At 70.2% G+C, this 15,930-nt stretch carries 15 protein-coding genes; 13 read left to right on the top strand and 2 right to left on the bottom strand.

Annotated features, from left to right (window positions below; all coding sequences use genetic code 11):
* The first annotated feature begins 89 nt into the window (after positions 1–89).
* Genes E3T49_RS08630 through E3T49_RS08620 form a run of 3 tightly spaced genes read left to right on the top strand, consistent with a single transcriptional unit; the run spans position 90 to position 2,926 of the window.
* Positions 90–782, top strand: a complete 693-nt coding sequence (locus E3T49_RS08630; RefSeq protein WP_174722406.1) for a lysophospholipid acyltransferase family protein — start codon at positions 90–92, stop codon at positions 780–782.
* Positions 772–1,899, top strand: coding sequence for an NAD(P)H-dependent glycerol-3-phosphate dehydrogenase (locus E3T49_RS08625; protein ID WP_134424528.1), 1,128 nt, complete (start codon positions 772–774; stop codon positions 1,897–1,899). Before E3T49_RS08630 ends, E3T49_RS08625 begins: the two co-directional genes overlap by 11 nt.
* Positions 1,802–2,926: a D-alanine--D-alanine ligase family protein gene (locus E3T49_RS08620; RefSeq protein WP_134424527.1), complete on the top strand. Its 1,125-nt coding sequence runs from the start codon at positions 1,802–1,804 to the stop codon at positions 2,924–2,926. Before E3T49_RS08625 ends, E3T49_RS08620 begins: the two co-directional genes overlap by 98 nt.
* Positions 2,927–3,029: 103 nt before the next feature.
* Here E3T49_RS08620 and E3T49_RS08615 read toward each other — a convergent pair whose 3' ends face one another.
* Positions 3,030–3,545 (bottom strand): DUF3515 family protein, encoded by a 516-nt coding sequence (locus tag E3T49_RS08615; RefSeq protein ID WP_134424526.1) that lies wholly within the window; start codon positions 3,543–3,545, stop codon positions 3,030–3,032.
* 24 nt (positions 3,546–3,569) lie between these two features.
* Here E3T49_RS08615 and thiL point away from each other — a divergent pair, with 24 nt between their 5' ends.
* Complete coding sequence (gene thiL, locus E3T49_RS08610) at positions 3,570–4,577, top strand: thiamine-phosphate kinase (RefSeq protein ID WP_241972718.1); 1,008 nt, start codon at positions 3,570–3,572, stop codon at positions 4,575–4,577.
* Between the two features lie 264 nt (positions 4,578–4,841).
* On the opposite strand, the gene rsmD is transcribed toward thiL, so the two are convergent.
* Positions 4,842–5,420 carry a 16S rRNA (guanine(966)-N(2))-methyltransferase RsmD gene (rsmD, locus tag E3T49_RS08605; protein ID WP_134424525.1) on the bottom strand — a complete coding sequence of 193 codons (579 nt, stop codon included), beginning with the start codon at positions 5,418–5,420 and terminating at the stop codon, positions 4,842–4,844.
* Between the two features lie 60 nt (positions 5,421–5,480).
* On the opposite strand from rsmD, the gene E3T49_RS08600 reads away from it, so the two are divergent.
* The 9 genes from E3T49_RS08600 (at position 5,481) to mutM (ending at position 15,847) form a co-directional block, all read left to right on the top strand.
* Entirely contained in the window at positions 5,481–7,712 is a 2,232-nt protein-coding gene (locus tag E3T49_RS08600; protein WP_134424524.1) for an ATP-dependent DNA helicase RecG, read from the top strand.
* A gap of 60 nt (positions 7,713–7,772) precedes the next feature.
* Positions 7,773–8,261 (top strand): pantetheine-phosphate adenylyltransferase, encoded by a 489-nt coding sequence (gene coaD, locus E3T49_RS08595; protein WP_134424523.1) that lies wholly within the window; start codon positions 7,773–7,775, stop codon positions 8,259–8,261.
* 86 nt (positions 8,262–8,347) lie between these two features.
* The gene (locus E3T49_RS08590) at positions 8,348–9,319 is read left to right on the top strand and encodes an AAA family ATPase (protein WP_134424537.1); all 972 of its coding nucleotides are present in this window, start codon (positions 8,348–8,350) and stop codon (positions 9,317–9,319) included.
* A 4-nt stretch (positions 9,320–9,323) separates the two neighbouring features.
* Positions 9,324–10,907, top strand: coding sequence for a DUF58 domain-containing protein (locus tag E3T49_RS08585; RefSeq protein ID WP_134424522.1), 1,584 nt, complete (start codon positions 9,324–9,326; stop codon positions 10,905–10,907).
* Complete coding sequence (locus tag E3T49_RS08580) at positions 10,894–13,287, top strand: transglutaminase TgpA family protein (RefSeq protein ID WP_166785504.1); 2,394 nt, start codon at positions 10,894–10,896, stop codon at positions 13,285–13,287. The genes E3T49_RS08585 and E3T49_RS08580 overlap by 14 nt, the downstream gene beginning before the upstream one ends.
* Positions 13,288–13,298: 11 nt before the next feature.
* Positions 13,299–13,871: a YceD family protein gene (locus tag E3T49_RS08575; RefSeq protein ID WP_134424520.1), complete on the top strand. Its 573-nt coding sequence runs from the start codon at positions 13,299–13,301 to the stop codon at positions 13,869–13,871.
* Between the two features lie 2 nt (positions 13,872–13,873).
* Positions 13,874–14,077 carry a 50S ribosomal protein L32 gene (gene rpmF / locus E3T49_RS08570; protein ID WP_066596228.1) on the top strand — a complete coding sequence of 68 codons (204 nt, stop codon included), beginning with the start codon at positions 13,874–13,876 and terminating at the stop codon, positions 14,075–14,077.
* 120 nt (positions 14,078–14,197) lie between these two features.
* On the top strand, positions 14,198–14,884 hold the full coding sequence (rnc, locus tag E3T49_RS08565) for a ribonuclease III (protein ID WP_134424519.1): 687 nt from the start codon (positions 14,198–14,200) through the stop codon (positions 14,882–14,884).
* Positions 14,885–14,917: 33 nt separating this feature from the next.
* Positions 14,918–15,847: a bifunctional DNA-formamidopyrimidine glycosylase/DNA-(apurinic or apyrimidinic site) lyase gene (gene mutM / locus E3T49_RS08560; protein ID WP_134424518.1), complete on the top strand. Its 930-nt coding sequence runs from the start codon at positions 14,918–14,920 to the stop codon at positions 15,845–15,847.
* The last annotated feature ends 83 nt before the right edge of the window (positions 15,848–15,930 follow it).

Genomic DNA, 15,930 nt, shown 5'->3' with positions numbered 1-15,930 from the left:
CCCAGACCCACGTTTCCCCTGTCGCAGTGAACCCGGGCCGGGAGCGTTCGGAGACGAGAACGCCGTCGGTCTTCTGGGCGCTGGCGCTGATGATCCTTCCGGTGATCAACCTCGCCGTGCGGTTCAAGGTCACCGACGCCGAGAAGTTTCCGCGCGCCGGGGCGTTCGTGATGGCACCCAACCACTTCAGCGAGATCGACCCCGTGCTGATGGGCGTGCTCAGCTGGAAGCTCGGGCGCGCGCCCCGGTTCATGGCGAAGGCATCCGTCTTCCAAATCCCCGGGATCGGCTGGCTGCTGCACAAATCCGGGCAGATCCCGGTGCAGCGCGGCGGCAGCGTGCGCGGCAGCGAGCCGGTGAAGGCGGCCCGGCGCCTGGTCGAACGCGGCCAGATGGTCGTCGTCTACCCGGAGGGGTCGCTGACCCGCGACCCGGGGATGTGGCCGATGCGCGGCAAGACCGGCGCCGTGCGCATCGCGCTCGAGCAGGGCATCCCGATCGTCCCGGTCGCGCACTGGGGCGCCCAGGAGATCATGCCGCGCTACTCCAAGCGGCTCCGGCTGTTCCCGCGCAAGACCGTTCTCGTCAAGATCGGCGACCCGATCGACCTGGGTCGCTTCCGCGGGCGCAACCTCGACCCGGCGACACTGAACGAGGCGACCACGCTTGTCATGGCCGCCATCACTCAACTGCTCGAAGATCTCCGGGGTGAGACGGCGCCCGCAAAGCGCTGGAACCCGGTCGAGCACGATCAGAAAGAGACCGGCCGTTTTGAAGCCTAAGGTCCAGCCAGGCAAGCGGGTCGCCGTCCTCGGCGCCGGGAGCTGGGGCACAACGTTCGCGAAGATCCTGACCGACGGTGGGGCCGACGTGGTGCTCTGGGCCCGGCGCCCCGAGCTCGCCCGGGAGATCACCGAAGCCAGGCGCAACAGCGACTATCTGCCCGGCATCAACCTGCCCGTGGGCCTTCGCGCCACCTCCCGGCTCGACCTGGCCCTGGCCGGCGCCGAGCAGGTGTTCGTGTCGGTGCCGAGCCAGTCGCTGCGCGAGAACCTGATTCTGGCGGAGCCGTTCCTGGAGCCCGGCGCCATCGTCGTGTCGCTGATGAAGGGCGTCGAGCGCGGCTCCGGCCTGCGCATGAGCCAGATCATCGCCGAACTGCTGCCGATCGACCCTGACCTGATCGCGGCGATCTCCGGACCCAACCTGGCCCTCGAAATCGCCAAGGAACAGCCCACGGCCGCCGTGGTCTCCTCGAACAGCCTCGAGACCGCGCAGGCCGTGGCCATGCTGGCCCGCAACCGCTACTTCCGCTCGTACGTCAACACGGATGTCATCGGCACCGAATTCGGCGGCGTGCTCAAGAACCTGATCGCGGTCGCCATCGGCATCGTCGACGGCGTCGGCTACGGCGAGAACACGAAGGCGTCGATCATCACCCGCGGTCTCGTGGAGATGACCGATTTCGCCGTGGCCTACGGCGCCCATCCGGAAACCCTGGCCGGTCTGGCCGGCCTCGGTGACCTCATCGCCACCTGCCAATCGCCGCTCAGCCGCAACAACACGGCCGGCCGGCTGCTCGGCCAGGGCTACGGCATCGCCGACGTGGTCAAGCAGATGCAGCAGACCACGGAGGGTCTCGCATCCGTCGGTCCCGTACTCGAACTCGCCCGTGCCAAGGGGGTGGACATGCCCATCGTCGAGCAGGTCCGCCAGGTGCTGGCCGGTACTCTGAAACCGCGGGACCTGGCCCCGCACCTGACAACGGACTCAGCCGAGCCGCAGGGCGAAAGGACGATTGATGACGAACAAGCTCACGGTGGCGCTGCTCTTTGGGGGTCGGTCAAGCGAACATTCGATCAGCTGCGCCACAGCGGGCGGCGTCCTGGCGGCAATTGACCGCGAACGCTACAACGTCATCCCGATCGGCATCACCCGCGACGGCGCCTTCGTGCTCGAAGCGGATGACCCGGCCCGGTTCACGCTGGACGCCGAGCAGCTTCCGGAGGTCTTCGACAACGGCAGCCGCATCCGGTGGCCGGAAAGCAGCCTCAGTCATCAGCTGACGGTCAGCGACGGTGCCGGCACCGGCCACCGTTCGCTGGGCAACGTCGACGTGGTCTTCCCGATCCTGCACGGCCCGTTCGGTGAGGACGGCACCGTGCAGGGGCTGCTCGAACTCGTCGGGCTGCCCTATGTGGGCTCAGGCGTGCTCGCGTCGGCGCTCGGCATGGACAAACACTTCACCAAGACCGTCTTCCAGCAGGCAGCCCTGCCGGTCGCCCCGTGGCGCACCGTCACCGCCGCCGACTGGGCCGAGGCTCCAGGCATGGCGTTCGCGGCGGCCGAGGGACTCGGTCTGCCCGTGTTCGTCAAACCCGCGCGGGCCGGGTCGAGTGTGGGCGTCAGCCGGGTGTCGAACCTGGACCAACTCGCCGAGGCGATGCGCGTGGCCCTGCTGGAGGACAGCAAGGTTCTCATCGAGGCAGGGCTGTCGGGGCGCGAACTCGAGATCGCGGTGCTGCAGGCTCGTCCCGGGGAGGCGACGCGGGCATCCGTCGCCGGCGAGGTGCGGGTGACCGGCCGCGACTTCTACGACTTCGACGCCAAGTACCTCGGAGCGGACGGCATCGAGCTGGTCTGCCCGGCCGACCTCACCCCGGTGGAACTGGGCGAGATGCAGGCCCTGGCCATCCGGGCGTTCGACGCCATCGACGGCGCCGGGCTGGCGCGGGTCGACTTCTTCCTCACGGCCGACGGCTGGGTGATCAACGAGATCAACACCATGCCCGGTTTCACCCCGATCTCGATGTTCCCGTCGTGCTGGCTGGCCAGCGGCTTCACCTACCCGCAGCTGATCGACGAGCTGATCGAGGTGGCGCTGGCCCACCGCGCCGCCCCCGCTGCGCTCCGCCTGGCGGTCTAATCGCGCGAGCGGGTGCGAGCATCCTCACCGAAACGACGACTTTGATGGGTTGACGGATGCCGCAACCCCCCAGAGTTGTCGTCTCACCGCGGGTTCAGGTGCGCTACGGGGTGGGCGGCAGGGTTTCGCCGTCGGGCGGCAGCAGCAGGTCCTCGGCGCCGAGGCACTTGCCCGTCGCGGGGATGTTCGCCACGGCCTGCGCCAGGTCCACGAGCACCGTCGAGCCGCTGACCTTGTCCGAGTCGATGACCAGCTCCGTCGCGGGGTCGCGGCCGTAGGTGGTGTACCGGTAGAGCGGGGCATCCGAATCGTCTTCGATCCAGTCGATGCCGTTGACCGTGAGGCACGGGAGCGTCGTGGGCTCGGGCACCGTCACACCGCAGTGCAGCAGGACCGCGCTCGGCGTGCCCCAGGCACCCGTGGCCTGGGCGTTCGTCTCCCGTTCCGGCAGCGAGGCCACCGTCGTCGGCAAACGCACGATGAGACTGGCGCAGGTGGGATTGACGGCATCCGCTGCCGGTTCCAGCGGCACGATCGCCGTGCAGCCGGTGAGCAGAACAGTGCCCGCAACGAGCGTGAGCGCGATGCCGGTGCGGAGGGAGCGGATGCGGGGAGTCATTGCATTCAGGCTACCGTTTGATGCATGACGAATGCTGCGGGCGCGATGCTCCCCACGAGTGAAACGCTGGCCGATCTGAGTGAGGGCGAGGTTCTCGCCCGAATCTTCCCCCGTTTGCCTGGCTCCGCCGCCCAACTGCTCGGCCCCGGCGACGACGCCGCCGTGATGCGGGCCCCGGACGGGCGCTTCGTGGTGACCACGGACATGATGATCCAGGGGCCGGACTTCCGGCTCGCCTGGTCGAGCCCGCACGACCTCGGCTGGAAGGCCGCCGCGACGAACCTGTCCGACGTCGCCGCGATGGGGGCTCGCCCCACCGCCCTGGTCGTCGCGATCGCCGCACCGCCGTCGACGCCGATCTCGGTGATCGAGGGCATCGCCGACGGCTTGCGCGACTGCTGCGAAGCCCTGGCGCCCGGCTGCGGCGTCGTCGGCGGCGACCTGTCCGCCTCCGACGCGCTCACGCTCGCCGTGACGGCCTTCGGCGACCTCGAGGGGCGCGAGCCCGTGCTGCGCTCCGGGGCGCGGCCAGGCGACGTTGTGGCCCTGGCCGGGCGCCTCGGTGAGGCCGCCGAGGGTCTGGACCTGCTCTTTCGTCTCGCCGTGGACGAAACCGGCACCCCGGATGCCGCACTCGCGCAGGCGCTGCGGGCGCAGCATCCCGACGCGGTCGCCGCGCAGCTCGCACCCGAACCTCCCATCGACCGAGGGCCTGCCGCCGCCGCCGCGGGCGCGACCGCGATGCTCGACGTGTCCGACGGCCTCGCCATCGACGCCGGACGCCTGGCCCGGGCCAGCGGCGTGGGCATCGACTTCACCCGCTCGGCGCTCGGCGAGAATGTGGAACGCGCCCTCGGCGGCGGCGAGGACCACGGTCTGCTCGCCACGTTCCCGCCGGGTGCCGTGCTGCCCGACGGCTTCCGCGCCCTCGGCGTGGTGACGGATGCCGCCGGCCGGGTCCTGCTCGACGGCCGCCCCCACGACCAGGCCGGGTGGGACCCGTACCGCGGCTGGGACGGCGCCGTCGTCTGAGCGCCGTCCGCACGTCGGAGGGCCGGCCGCACGTCGGAGAGCGTCCCACCCGTCGGAGTGCCGGCATCCGGCATCCGTCGGCCAGCGTCATCGGAGGCCGTGCCCGCCCGTCGCGGCGCACCCTATGGAAGCGGGCGCACGTTAGAGCATGCGCCGCGAGCCACAAGGTGCGCCGCGAGCCAGAAGGTGCGCCGCGAGCCAGAAGGTGCGCCGCGAGCCACAGGGTGCGCCGCGAGCCACAGGGTGCGCCGCGAGCGGCACGACTCAGTCGGCGGGCAGCACGGGGGAGGCGTACCAGACGGTCGTGTCGCCGTAGTCCTTGCGGCGGTCCGACTCCAGGCCGGGACCCCAGAGCGGCTCGGGAGAGCGCGAACTGCGTTCGACGATGACGAGGGCGTCGGGGTCGAGCAGCGGCGCCAGGGCGGCGAGGTTGTGGCCGAGCTCGGTCTCGGCGAGGTCGTACGGCGGGTCGATGAAGACCAGGTCGAAGCCCTCGCCGGTGGCCGCGAGGAACGACTGAACGGCCTGGCTGCTCACCTTGATCTTCGGGGCGCCCTGCTTCGGCGCCGAACGCAGCACGGCCTCGGTGTTCTTGCGACACATCTGCGCCGCGCCGAAGTTGTTGTCGACGAGAGTCACGATGCGCGCTCCGCGGCTGGCGGCCTCCAGGCCCAGCCCACCCGAGCCGGCGTACAGGTCGAGCACCCGGGAACCGCGGATGATGTCGCGCGCGTCGAGCGCCGAGAAGATCGCCTCCCGCACACGGTCACTGGTGGGGCGGGTGCCGGTCTTGGGCACCGCCAGAGGCAGGGAACCGGCAAACCCGGCGACGATTCGCGTCATAACCCATCGAGTTTATCGTCCTCGGCGCCGCAGGTCAGAGGCGCCGCCTACGATCGAAGCATGAGCGATTCGGAGGCTGCCGAGAAACTCGCCCCGGTGACCCTCGACAGCAGGCTCGCCAACGTGGTGGGCGGCAAGACGGCCGTCGCCCTGGGCAAGGCGTTCGGCGTGGACACCGTCGGCGACCTGCTCAGCCATTACCCGCGCCGCTACGCCCGCCGCGGGGAGCTCTCCTCGATCAGCCTGCTGCCGCTCGACGAGAACGTGACGATCGTCGCCGAGATTCGCAGTGTCGAGGAACGCGCGATGAAGGCCCGCAAGGGATCGATCGTCGAGGTGAAGATCTCCGACGGCCGCGGCATCCTCAGCCTCACCTGGTTCAACCAGTCCTGGCGGGCCAGGCAGCTCCAACCCGGCATGCGCGGCATGTTCGCGGGCAAGGTCTCCGACTACCGCGGCCACCTGCAGCTCACGCACCCCACCTACAAGCTCTTCGGCCCCGGCCCCGGCGCCGACGACGAGCCCGAGATGCCCGAGGATGCCGAGGCCGCCAAACTCTGGATCGAGCAGCCCGTCGCGATCTATCCGGCGACCAACACCATGGCCAGCTGGCAGATCGCGCAGACCATCGCGATCCTGCTCGACAGCGTGGGTCTCGTGCCCGACCCGATCCCGGCGGAGCTGCGCGGCGAGCGCGGGCTGCTGCCTCAGGGCCGTGCCCTCGAGCTGATCCACCGACCGGAAACCGATTCGGATTGGCGCCGCGCCCGCGACACCCTGCGGTTCACCGAGGCCTTCGTGCTGCAGAGCGCCCTGGTGCAGCAGCGGCTCACCGCCCGGCAGCAGCTGTCCACCGCGCGCGCAGCGGTACCCGGCGGCCTGCTCGATCGATTCGACGCCGGCCTTCCCTTCACCCTCACCGCCGACCAGCAGGGCGTGGCCGCGGAAATGGCCGCCGACCTGGCCCAGACCGCGCCGATGAACCGGCTCGTGCAGGGGGAGGTCGGCTCCGGCAAGACCGTGGTGGCCCTGCGGGGCATGCTCGCCGTCGCCGATTCGGGAGGCCAGTCCGCCCTGCTGGCTCCCACCGAGGTGCTGGCGGCCCAGCACCTGCGCTCGATCGTGCGTTCGCTCGGGCCCGAGCTGTCGGCCGAGTTGATGCCGACCCTGCTCACCGGTCAGCTGCCCGTGGCCGAGCGCCGCAAGGCGCTGCTGCGGGTGGTGTCCGGGCAGGCGAAGATCGTGATCGGCACGCACGCCCTGCTCGGAGACAAGGTCACGTTCTTCGACCTCGGCCTGGTCGTCGTCGACGAGCAGCACCGCTTCGGTGTGGACCAGCGCGAGGCCCTGCGGCTGAAGGGTGCCCTGCCACCGCACGTGCTGGTACTCACCGCCACCCCGATCCCGCGCACGGTGGCCATGACGGTGTTCGGCGACCTCGACGTGAGCACCATCGCCGAGCTGCCGGAGGGGCGGCAGGGCATCGAGACGTTCGTCGTGCCGCTCTTCGAGAAGCCCGGCTGGGTGATGCGGGTGTGGACTCGACTGGCCGAAGAACTCGCCCTGGGGCGCCAGGGATTCGTGGTCTGCCCGGCCATCGCCCCGAAGCAGCTGGAGGAGGGGGCGGAGGTCGACCCGGAGACGGCCGCTCCGGCACTCGTCGAAACGGCACTCGTCGAAACGGCATCCGTCGAAGTGGTGCTCGCCGAACTGCGCCGCAACCCGGCCCTCGCCGCGGCCCGCATCGAACCGCTGCACGGGCGCATGACCAGCGACGAGAAAGACCAGACCATGAGGGCCTTCGCTGCAGGGCAGATCGACGTGCTCGTGGCGACGACCGTGATCGAGGTCGGCGTCGACGTGCCCAACGCCTCCGCCATGGTGGTGCTGGACGCCGATCGGTTCGGCGTCTCCCAGCTGCATCAGCTGCGCGGCCGGGTGGGCCGCGGCGGCGTGCCGGGGCTCTGCCTGCTGGTCACGACCGCCGAGGCGGAGACCATCGCGCGCGAGCGCGTGGAGGCGGTGGCGGCCACGCTCGACGGTTTCGAACTGGCCCAGGTCGACCTCGAGTTGCGCCGGGAAGGCGATGTCCTCGGCAACAACCAGTCCGGGGGCCGTTCCTCGCTGCGCCTGCTGCGAGTGGCCACCGATGGGGACCTCATCGGGGAGGCCCGCGGCCACGCCCAGCGCCTGAGCGAGCATGACCCGCACCTCGAGAGCGTCCCGGCGCTGCGGGACGCGGTGCGTCGTCGCCTGGACGACGCGGAGCGAGCCTCGCTGACCAAGTCCTGACGGGGCCGAGATCAGCCCACGCACAGGAACCGTCCACGGTCTCGGGCTAGGGTGAGCGCTATGCGCAGGATCGCCGTCGTACCTGGTTCCTTCGACCCCGTCACCCGGGGTCATCTCGACGTGATCGCCCGGGCGGCCGGTATCTTCGACGAACTGCATGTGCTCGTCGTGCACAACCCCGGCAAGACGGCGCTGCTGCCGATTGCGCAGCGGGTCGCCCTGCTGCAACGGTCCATTTCGGATGCCGGGCTGCCGGAGAACATCGTGGTCTCCTCCTGGAGCGTGGGGCTGCTCGTGGACTACTGCCTCGAGGTCGGGGCCAGCGTGCTGATCAAGGGCATCCGCTCCCAGGTCGATGTGGCCTACGAGACCCCGATGGCGATCGTGAACCGCAACCTCGCCGCCGTGGAGACCGTGTTCCTGTTGCCCGACCCGGCCAACGCGCACGTGTCCAGCTCCCTGGTGCGCCAGGTTGCCGCCCTCGGCGGCGATATCACCCCGTACGTTCCGCGAGCCGTTGCGGAGTTCCTGCAGAAGGCACCCGTGTGAGCGCCTCGCCCGTTCGTGTGGTCAACGCCCCGGCGCTCGCCGGGGCCACGGACGGGCCTGTCGTCGATTCCGACGACGAGACCCTGATGGATCTCTCGGCCGTGGAGGCGGCGGCGCGCTCGATCATCCGCAACATGGAGACCGTCATCGACGGCAAGCACTCCGCCGTGAGCTGCGCCCTCACCGTGTTGCTGGCCCAGGGGCATCTCCTGATCGAAGACGTTCCCGGTGTGGGCAAGACGATGCTGGCCAAGGCCCTGGCCAAATCCGTGCACTGCACGGTCAGCCGCATCCAGTTCACCCCCGACCTGCTGCCCTCCGACGTGACGGGTGTGTCGGTGTTCAATCAGGTGGACCGCCGGTTCGAGTTCAAACCGGGCGCCATCTTCGCCAACATCGTGATCGGCGATGAGATCAACCGGGCGAGCCCGAAGACGCAGTCCGCGTTGCTGGAATGCATGGAGGAACGCCAGGTCACGGTCGACGGCACCACCTATCTGCTGCCGTTGCCGTTCACCGTCGTGGCCACCCAGAACCCGATCGAGATGGAGGGCACCTATGCCCTGCCGGAGGCCCAGCGGGACCGGTTCATGGCCCGCATCTCGATGGGCTACCCCGACAACGAGTCCGAACTGCGGATGCTGGACGCCCGCGACACCTCGAGCCCCCTGGACGGGATCGAGGCGGTCGTCACCGGGGCCGAGCTGCGAGGCATGATGACGGCCGTGCGGAATGTCTTCGCCTCTGCGGCGGTCAAGGAATACGCGGTCAGCCTCGTGCGCGCCACCCGGGACGATCGCGACCTGCGCCTCGGCGCCAGCCCCCGGGCCACGCTGCAGCTGATCCGGGCGGCCAAGTCCCGGGCGGCACTGCACGGAAGGGACTACGTGTTGCCGGACGACATCGACGCGCTGGCGGTGGCCGTTCTCGGGCACCGTCTGGTGCCCAGCAGTCGAGTGCTCGGCCACCACCAGGACAGCGGCGCCGTGGTCGATGACATCGTGCGCCGGATCGTCGCCGCCACCCCCGTTCCCGTCGGCGCCCCCGGGCACACCTGACGCCATGCCAGTGAATCGGCGACGCGGCGCGGCGTTCTGGTTACCTCGGCTCACCTTCCGAGGCGGGATGTTCCTCGCCCTGGGTGCCGGCCTGCTTCTCCTCGGCCTGATCGGCAATCAGCGCGATCTCCTGTTCATCGCCGGCCTGCTCCTCGCGATCCCGCTGGCCGCCGTCGTCTACGTCTCCGTGCGTCCGCTGCGCCTGCAGGTGACACGGATGCTGCGCCCACCGGTCGTGTCGGCCGGCGGCGAGGCCGTGGTGGTGCTCAGCCTCCGTAACCTCTCGGCGCGGCCTGTGACGGGTCTGCGTCTGCGGGACACCGCCGATGCGGGGCTGACGCTGCCGGACAGCACGGAGCTGCCCGGGCTGGCTCGCGCCCAGGGAGGGCAGGGGGCAGGCGCCGACACGCTTCGATTCCAATACCGGAGCACGGTCTCCAAGCGCGGTGTCTACGCGTCGGGACCGGTTCTGATCGGGCGTTCGGACCCGTTCGGCCTTGCCTCCGGCGAGTGGTCGGTGGGGGAGCCGCACGACCTCGTGGTGACGCCCCGGGTCACCCCGTTGGCCGGACGAGGCCTCGCCAGCGCGTTGAACGACGGTGATGTTCCGGAACGGCTGCGGCGGCTCCATCACAACGCGGATCCGCTGATCGCACGCGAGTACCGGCCCGGCGATCCGCTGCGCCGGGTGAACTGGCCGGCCACGGCGCGGCGGGGCGAGATCATGGTGCGTCAGGAGGAAGAGCAGAGCAACCCGGGTGCCCGCCTCGTGCTCGACACGGCCCTGCGCGGCCGTCGTGACGTCCCGTCCGGTGCTGGCGCCGACGCCGGCGAGGACGCCGATGCGCAGCGCCAGGGCCGCACGCGCGTCGAGCAGGCCTTCGAGGTGGCCGTCGAGTTGACGGCATCCGTGGGCGTACACCTGCTCGAGGCCGGGTACCAGGTGGACCTGGTCGAGCTCGGCCCGAGCCAGCTGCGCCCGAGCCAGCCGAGCCCGAGCCAGCCGAGCCCGGGCAGGCCGGGCGGCGGTCAGTCCGAGCCGGGCGAGCCGGGTCAGCCGGGCCAGCCGGGCCAGCCGGGCGAGCCGGGTGAACCGGGCACCGGCGGGGACGCCGGCCGAGGAGGGTTGCGCGGTGAGGCGCCGGCGGTCTTCCGGTCCCCGGGCGGCGCCGTGCTTCTCCTCGCGGGGCTGGCCCGCGTGATGCCCGTGGATCCGACCGGGCTCTGGGAAGTCCTGGAGCCGGAAGCGGCAGTACCGGTTGCCCCGGCTGCCCAGGAGCACCCGGGACGCGCGGGCGGGACCGCCGGAACCTCCGCGAACCGAGGGGCCGGGCAGGCCGGCGGCCAGGCGCAGCCCACCTTCGCCGTGCTGGTCTCCGTCGACGCCCGGGACGTGGCCGGGCTGGCGAACCTGGTGACCGTGAGCAGGCCCGCGGTGGCGTTCGTGCTGGACACGGTCGATCCGGATGCCGTACGCCGTCTCCGCGAGGCAGGCTGGCGCTGTATCGGTTTGCGCCAGGCCCGGGACATTCCCCGCGCCTGGACGGATTTCATCGGCGAGGGGCGGCCCGTTCATGACACGGTCTGAAGCCGACACCACCACCGGCGGCCCGCCGGCCGCCTCCGGTGCCGGGCAGCCCGTTCCGACCATCCGGGCCATGCGCATCGCTTCGGCGCAATGGCCCCTCGCGGGAGCGCTCCTGCTGCTGCTGGCCGTGGCCGGCGGCGCCCTCGCGCCCCTGCTGAACGGGACCGGCTGGTGGTGGCTGATGGCTATCGTCGCCGCCGTGGTGCTGCTCGGCGGCGCCGGACTGCGCCGGGTCGGGGTGCCCGGGTTCCTCGGCCCCCTGTTCGGGTTCGGGTTGCTGGTGGCGACCCTGACGCTGCTCTTCGGCGCGGGAACCGGCTGGGTCCTGGTGATTCCCACCGGAGAGACCCTCGACCGGTTCCGCGACCTGGTGCTCGCCGGGACGCTCTCCATTGAAATGCAATCGACGCCCGCGGAAGCGACCGCCGGCATCCTGTTCCTGCTCGGTGTGGGCGCCGGAATGATGGCGATCCTGATCGACACGCTGGCAGTGGTGCTGCGGGTGCCCGCGCTGGCCGGGCTGCCCGTGCTGGTGCCGCTGCTCGTTCCGGGCCTGGTGCTCGGCGGCAAGGCGAACCTGCCCGCCCTCGTGCTCACGGCGGTCGCCTACCTGGTGCTCCTGCGGGTGGAGATCCGGATGCGCCAGGCCGGCAGCACGGCGTTCACCCCCGGTCGTCCGTGGGCGCCCGTCGCCCCCGGGGGAGCGGTCGTCGTGGGCGGCATCGCGGTCGTGGCCGCGATCGTGGTCAGCGTCGCCATGCCCGTGCTGCCCGGCGGCGGCCTCGCCGGCGCGCGCCCGGGCGGCAGCCTGCTCTTCGCCAACGGTGTGAGTCCCATGATCAACCTCGGACAGGACCTGCGCCGGCCGGACGCCGTGCCCGTGCTGCACTACCGCACTACCGCGACGCGGCCGCCCTACCTCCGGATGCTGACCCTCGACGAGTTCTCCGGCCGTAACTGGACCGCGCGACTCGCCCCGGGGAACCGGGAGAACACCGTCGATGACATCGCCCTGCCGCCCGGTTTGTCTCCGGAGATCGCCACCGGGGAGACCATCACCACGATCGGTATCGACGGCCTGGCGACCCGATGGCTGCCGACTCCGGCGCCGGCCCGCTCGGTGACCGGGCTGCTGGGCTTCTGGTACTGGAACGGGACGAGCGGGTCCATAGCCAGTCCGAGCGACACGACCCGCGGGCAGGAGTACACCGTGACGTCGCTCACGCTCGCCCCCACCGCGGAGCAGCTGCGGCAGGCCGAGGCCGACTATCCGTCCGGGATCCAGGACAGCCTCGAACTGCCGGCGCAGACCCCGGCCCTGATCGGCGACACCGCACGTGAGGTCACCGCGGGTGCGGCCACGGCGTACGACGCCGCCGTGGCCCTGCAGGAGTACCTGCGCGGCAGCGAGTTCGACTACGACACCGAGGCTCCCGTGGAGGCCGACTACGACGGCGGCGGCATCGACGTCGTCAGCACATTCCTCGAGGTGAAGAGCGGGTACTGCGTGCACTTCTCCTCGGCGATGGCCGTGATGGCCCGCTCGGTCGGCATCCCCGCCCGGATCGCGATCGGCTACCTGCCCGGGGTCCTGTCGGCGTCGAGCTCCGTCGCCGGGATCGGACGGTACAGCGTCGACACCCACGACCTGCACGCCTGGACCGAAATCTACTTCGAGGGTGTGGGCTGGGTGCCGTTCGAGCCCACGCCGAGCCGGGGCCGCGTGCCCGACTACACGCGCGAGACAAGCGCCGCGGCGCCGAACGACGAGGCCGGCCAGACCGCCCCGTCGGGCGCAGCCCGGCCCGAGGACGCCGGCGCACAGAACGCAGCCGATGGGGAACAGGGCGCGGCAACGCCCGAGGAGGAGGCCGGCGGCCTCCTCCGACTCGGCCTCCTCCTCACCGGGGTGCTCGCCCTGCTCCTGGTGCCGGCCGCCGTTCGGGTGACCCGCCGCCGGTTGCGGCGCCGGGGCATCCTTCGCGGGCCGGACGGAGCAGGCGTGGCCTGGCGGGAAGTGAGCGACACCGCCGTGGACCACGGTGTCGAGGTGCGGGACACCGAAACGCCGCGGGAACTCGCGGGCCGCCTGCGTCGGCTCGTCGAGTCCCGGCCGGGACCGGCCGGGGGCACCGAGCAGGAGAGCGTGAACGAGGCTCTCGAGCGGCTGCTCGTGGCGGCGGAGCGTAGCCGGTACGCGCGATCGTCGGGCACGGGGGACACGGCGCGATCGGCGGCTCTGGCGGCCGACCTCGACGTGGTGCTGCGCGGCATCCGTTCGGGGTCGGAGCGGCGGGCCCGGGTGCAGGCGACGCTGTTGCCGGTATCGCTCTGGCAGCCGGGCGCCCAACGCATCGGACGCCCAGCCGCGAACGCGTAGAATCTCTCCCCGTGAGTAAGTTTAAGAAGACCCCGTACAAGGTCGATGTGCGCGACCTGATCAACCGTCCGGGCACGATGCACGAACGGCACCTTGAAATCAACGTCCCGGAAGACCTCGGCGAAAGCCTGGTCGCCGTAAAGGCAGGCTCGACCCTGATCGCGAATCTGCGTCTGGAGACCCTGCACGAGGGCATTCTCGTGTCGGCCCAGGTGTCGGGAATCGCCGCCGGAGAGTGCGGCAGATGCCTGATCGACGTCGAATTGCCGGTCCAAGTCGAGTTTCACGAGCTTTTCGCGTACTCTCTAGACGAAGCTTATGAAAGTGAAGTTCAAGATGACCACGTGGATCTTGAACCTCTGATCAGGGATGCGGTGGTTTTGTCACTGCCGTTCCAGCCGGTTTGCCGGCCGGATTGCCCAGGTCTCGACCCCGAGACCGGCGAGCGGCTTGCCGAAGCCCCTGAATTCGTACCCGAAGAAAAGCGCGATCCCCGGTGGGCCGCGCTCATGAAATTCCAAGCTTCCGAAAACAGCGGCACGGATGAAGACATCCAGGCTGAAACGGATAGAGAAGAGAAGTAGTCATGGCAGTCCCGAAGCGCAAGCAATCACGCTCCAACACCCGTTCACGTCGTTCCTGCTGGAAGGCCGAGGCTCCCACCCTGGTCAAGACCATGGAAAACGGCAAAGTTGTCTACAGCCTGCCGCACCGCGCCAAGGTCGTCACCGACGCTGCCGGCACGGCACTGTTCATGGAATACAAGGGCCGTAAGGTCGCCGACGTTTAATTCGGTTGTGCCAGAACGTCTGATGCCGCGCCGACGGATGCCGGGAGACCCGATTGCGGGTTCCGGTCCGTGGAGTCGCGGCATCAGTGTTGTCCGGGGGTATCTTCTCGGTGGGCACTCATGAGTGCTGCGCCTGAGAGGTCGTCGCTGCTGGCGACCCTCGGTGTGCAGATCGATCCGGCCCTGCTGGAACTGGCGTTGACCCACCGCTCGTACGCGTACGAGCACGGCGGCGTGCCCACGAACGAGCGCCTGGAATTTTTGGGCGACTCGATCCTGGGGCAGGCCGTGACGGTCATGCTCTACCGGGAATATCCGCTGCTCGACGAGGGGGACCTCGCCAAGCGCCGGGCCAGCCTGGTGTCGAGCGTTGCCCTCGCGGGCATCGCGCGCGGCATCGGACTGGGCGACTACGTGCGACTCGGCCGCGGCGAGATCCTCACCGGTGGTCGCGACAAGTCATCGATCCTCGCCGACACCGTCGAGGCGCTCATCGGCGCCGTCTACCTCGACTCCGGTGGAGAGACGGCCACCGCCCTCGTGATGCGGCTGATCGAGCCGCTGCTGCGCGATCCCGGGCACTTCGGTGTCTCCATGGACCCCAAGACGAGTCTGCAGGAAGCCGCAGCGCGACTGGGTTCCGGTGCCCCGGTGTACTCCATCGCGGAGAGCGGTCCCGACCACTCCAAGGTGTTCATCGCCACCGTGACCGTTGGCGTGGTCACGGCCGTCGGTGAAGGCACGAGCAAGAAGCACGCCGAGATGGCTGCAGCGCTCGACGCCTGGACGCGCCTCAGCACTCCCTGAACTGCCGGCACGCCGTGTCGCTGGAAGGCTCGAATGCCCGAGCTGCCTGAAGTAGAGGTCGTTCGCGCCGGCCTGGCGCCGGCCGTGTCCGGCGCAGTGATCGCCGGCGTCGAGGTCTTCGAACAACGATCGCTGCGGCGCCATGACCCGGCGAGCGGGCCGTTCGCCGACCTGTTGCAGGGGCGCAGGGTGCTCGCCGCCGTGCGCCGGGGCAAGTTCCTCTGGCTGCCGCTGAGTTCCGGCCGCGCGCTCGTGGTGCACCTCGGGATGAGCGGCCAGGTGCTGCTGCGCAGCCCCGGATCGGACACGGACCGGCAACTGCGCATCCGTTTGCAGATCGAACACCCGGAGCATGGCGAGCTGTGGGTCAACTTCGTCGACCAGCGCATCTTCGGCAGCATGGCCGTGGACTCGATGCAGCCCACCAGCGACGGGCTGACGGCCGGGTACTCCGGGCTGGCAGGCGGTGCTGTAGGACTGGCTGCAGGCGCGGGCTGGCCGGGGCTGATCCCGTCACAGGTGGCGCACATCGCTCGCGACCCGCTGGACCCGGGCTTCTCGGCGCCGCTCTTCCTGGCGGCCCTGGGGCGCAAGAAAACCGGGATCAAGCGTGCCCTGCTCGACCAGACCCTGATCAGCGGCATCGGCAACATCTACGCTGACGAGGCGCTGTTCGCGGCCCGAGTGCACTACGAGCAGCCGGCACAGTCCCTGTCGCCCGCGAAGGGTCGGGCGCTGCTGGCCGCGGTCCGCAGCATCCTGAACCGTGCCCTGGCCGAGGGCGGAACGAGTTTCGACGCGCAATACGTGAACGTGAACGGGCAGTCCGGGTATTTCTCGCACAGCCTCAACGCGTATGGACGGCAGGGTTCGCCCTGCCCCCGCTGCGGCACACTGCTTGTGCGGCAGCAGTTCATGAACCGCAGCTCACACCTCTGCCCACGCTGCCAGCGACTGCGCTGACGCACCGCCCGCCTGGAACCGCCGCCTCGAAAACAAATTCGAAACTTAGCTATAAAATAAGTGAACAACTCTCGACTACGCGT

It is taken from the genome of Cryobacterium cryoconiti, from assembly GCF_004403065.1.
Classification (GTDB): domain Bacteria; phylum Actinomycetota; class Actinomycetes; order Actinomycetales; family Microbacteriaceae; genus Cryobacterium; species Cryobacterium cryoconiti.
This window is presented reverse-complemented; position numbering and strand designations above follow the sequence as displayed.

Bases quoted from the DNA above. Each gene is read 5' to 3' on its own strand.
- E3T49_RS08620 (WP_134424527.1), top strand. From the start codon at position 1,802: ATGACGAACAAGCTCACGGTGGCGCTGCTCTTTGGGGGTCGGTCAAGC.
- E3T49_RS08615 (WP_134424526.1), bottom strand. From the start codon at position 3,545: ATGACTCCCCGCATCCGCTCCCTCCGCACCGGCATCGCGCTCACGCTC.
- E3T49_RS08590 (WP_134424537.1), top strand. From the start codon at position 8,348: ATGGATCTCTCGGCCGTGGAGGCGGCGGCGCGCTCGATCATCCGCAAC.
- E3T49_RS08600 (WP_134424524.1), top strand. From the start codon at position 5,481: ATGAGCGATTCGGAGGCTGCCGAGAAACTCGCCCCGGTGACCCTCGAC.
- E3T49_RS08585 (WP_134424522.1), top strand. From the start codon at position 9,324: ATGCCAGTGAATCGGCGACGCGGCGCGGCGTTCTGGTTACCTCGGCTC.
- E3T49_RS08580 (WP_166785504.1), top strand. From the start codon at position 10,894: ATGACACGGTCTGAAGCCGACACCACCACCGGCGGCCCGCCGGCCGCC.
- rpmF (WP_066596228.1), top strand. From the start codon at position 13,874: ATGGCAGTCCCGAAGCGCAAGCAATCACGCTCCAACACCCGTTCACGT.
- rnc (WP_134424519.1), top strand. From the start codon at position 14,198: ATGAGTGCTGCGCCTGAGAGGTCGTCGCTGCTGGCGACCCTCGGTGTG.
- coaD (WP_134424523.1), top strand. From the start codon at position 7,773: ATGCGCAGGATCGCCGTCGTACCTGGTTCCTTCGACCCCGTCACCCGG.
- rsmD (WP_134424525.1), bottom strand. From the start codon at position 5,420: ATGACGCGAATCGTCGCCGGGTTTGCCGGTTCCCTGCCTCTGGCGGTG.
- thiL (WP_241972718.1), top strand. From the start codon at position 3,570: ATGACGAATGCTGCGGGCGCGATGCTCCCCACGAGTGAAACGCTGGCC.
- mutM (WP_134424518.1), top strand. From the start codon at position 14,918: ATGCCCGAGCTGCCTGAAGTAGAGGTCGTTCGCGCCGGCCTGGCGCCG.
- E3T49_RS08630 (WP_174722406.1), top strand. From the start codon at position 90: ATGATCCTTCCGGTGATCAACCTCGCCGTGCGGTTCAAGGTCACCGAC.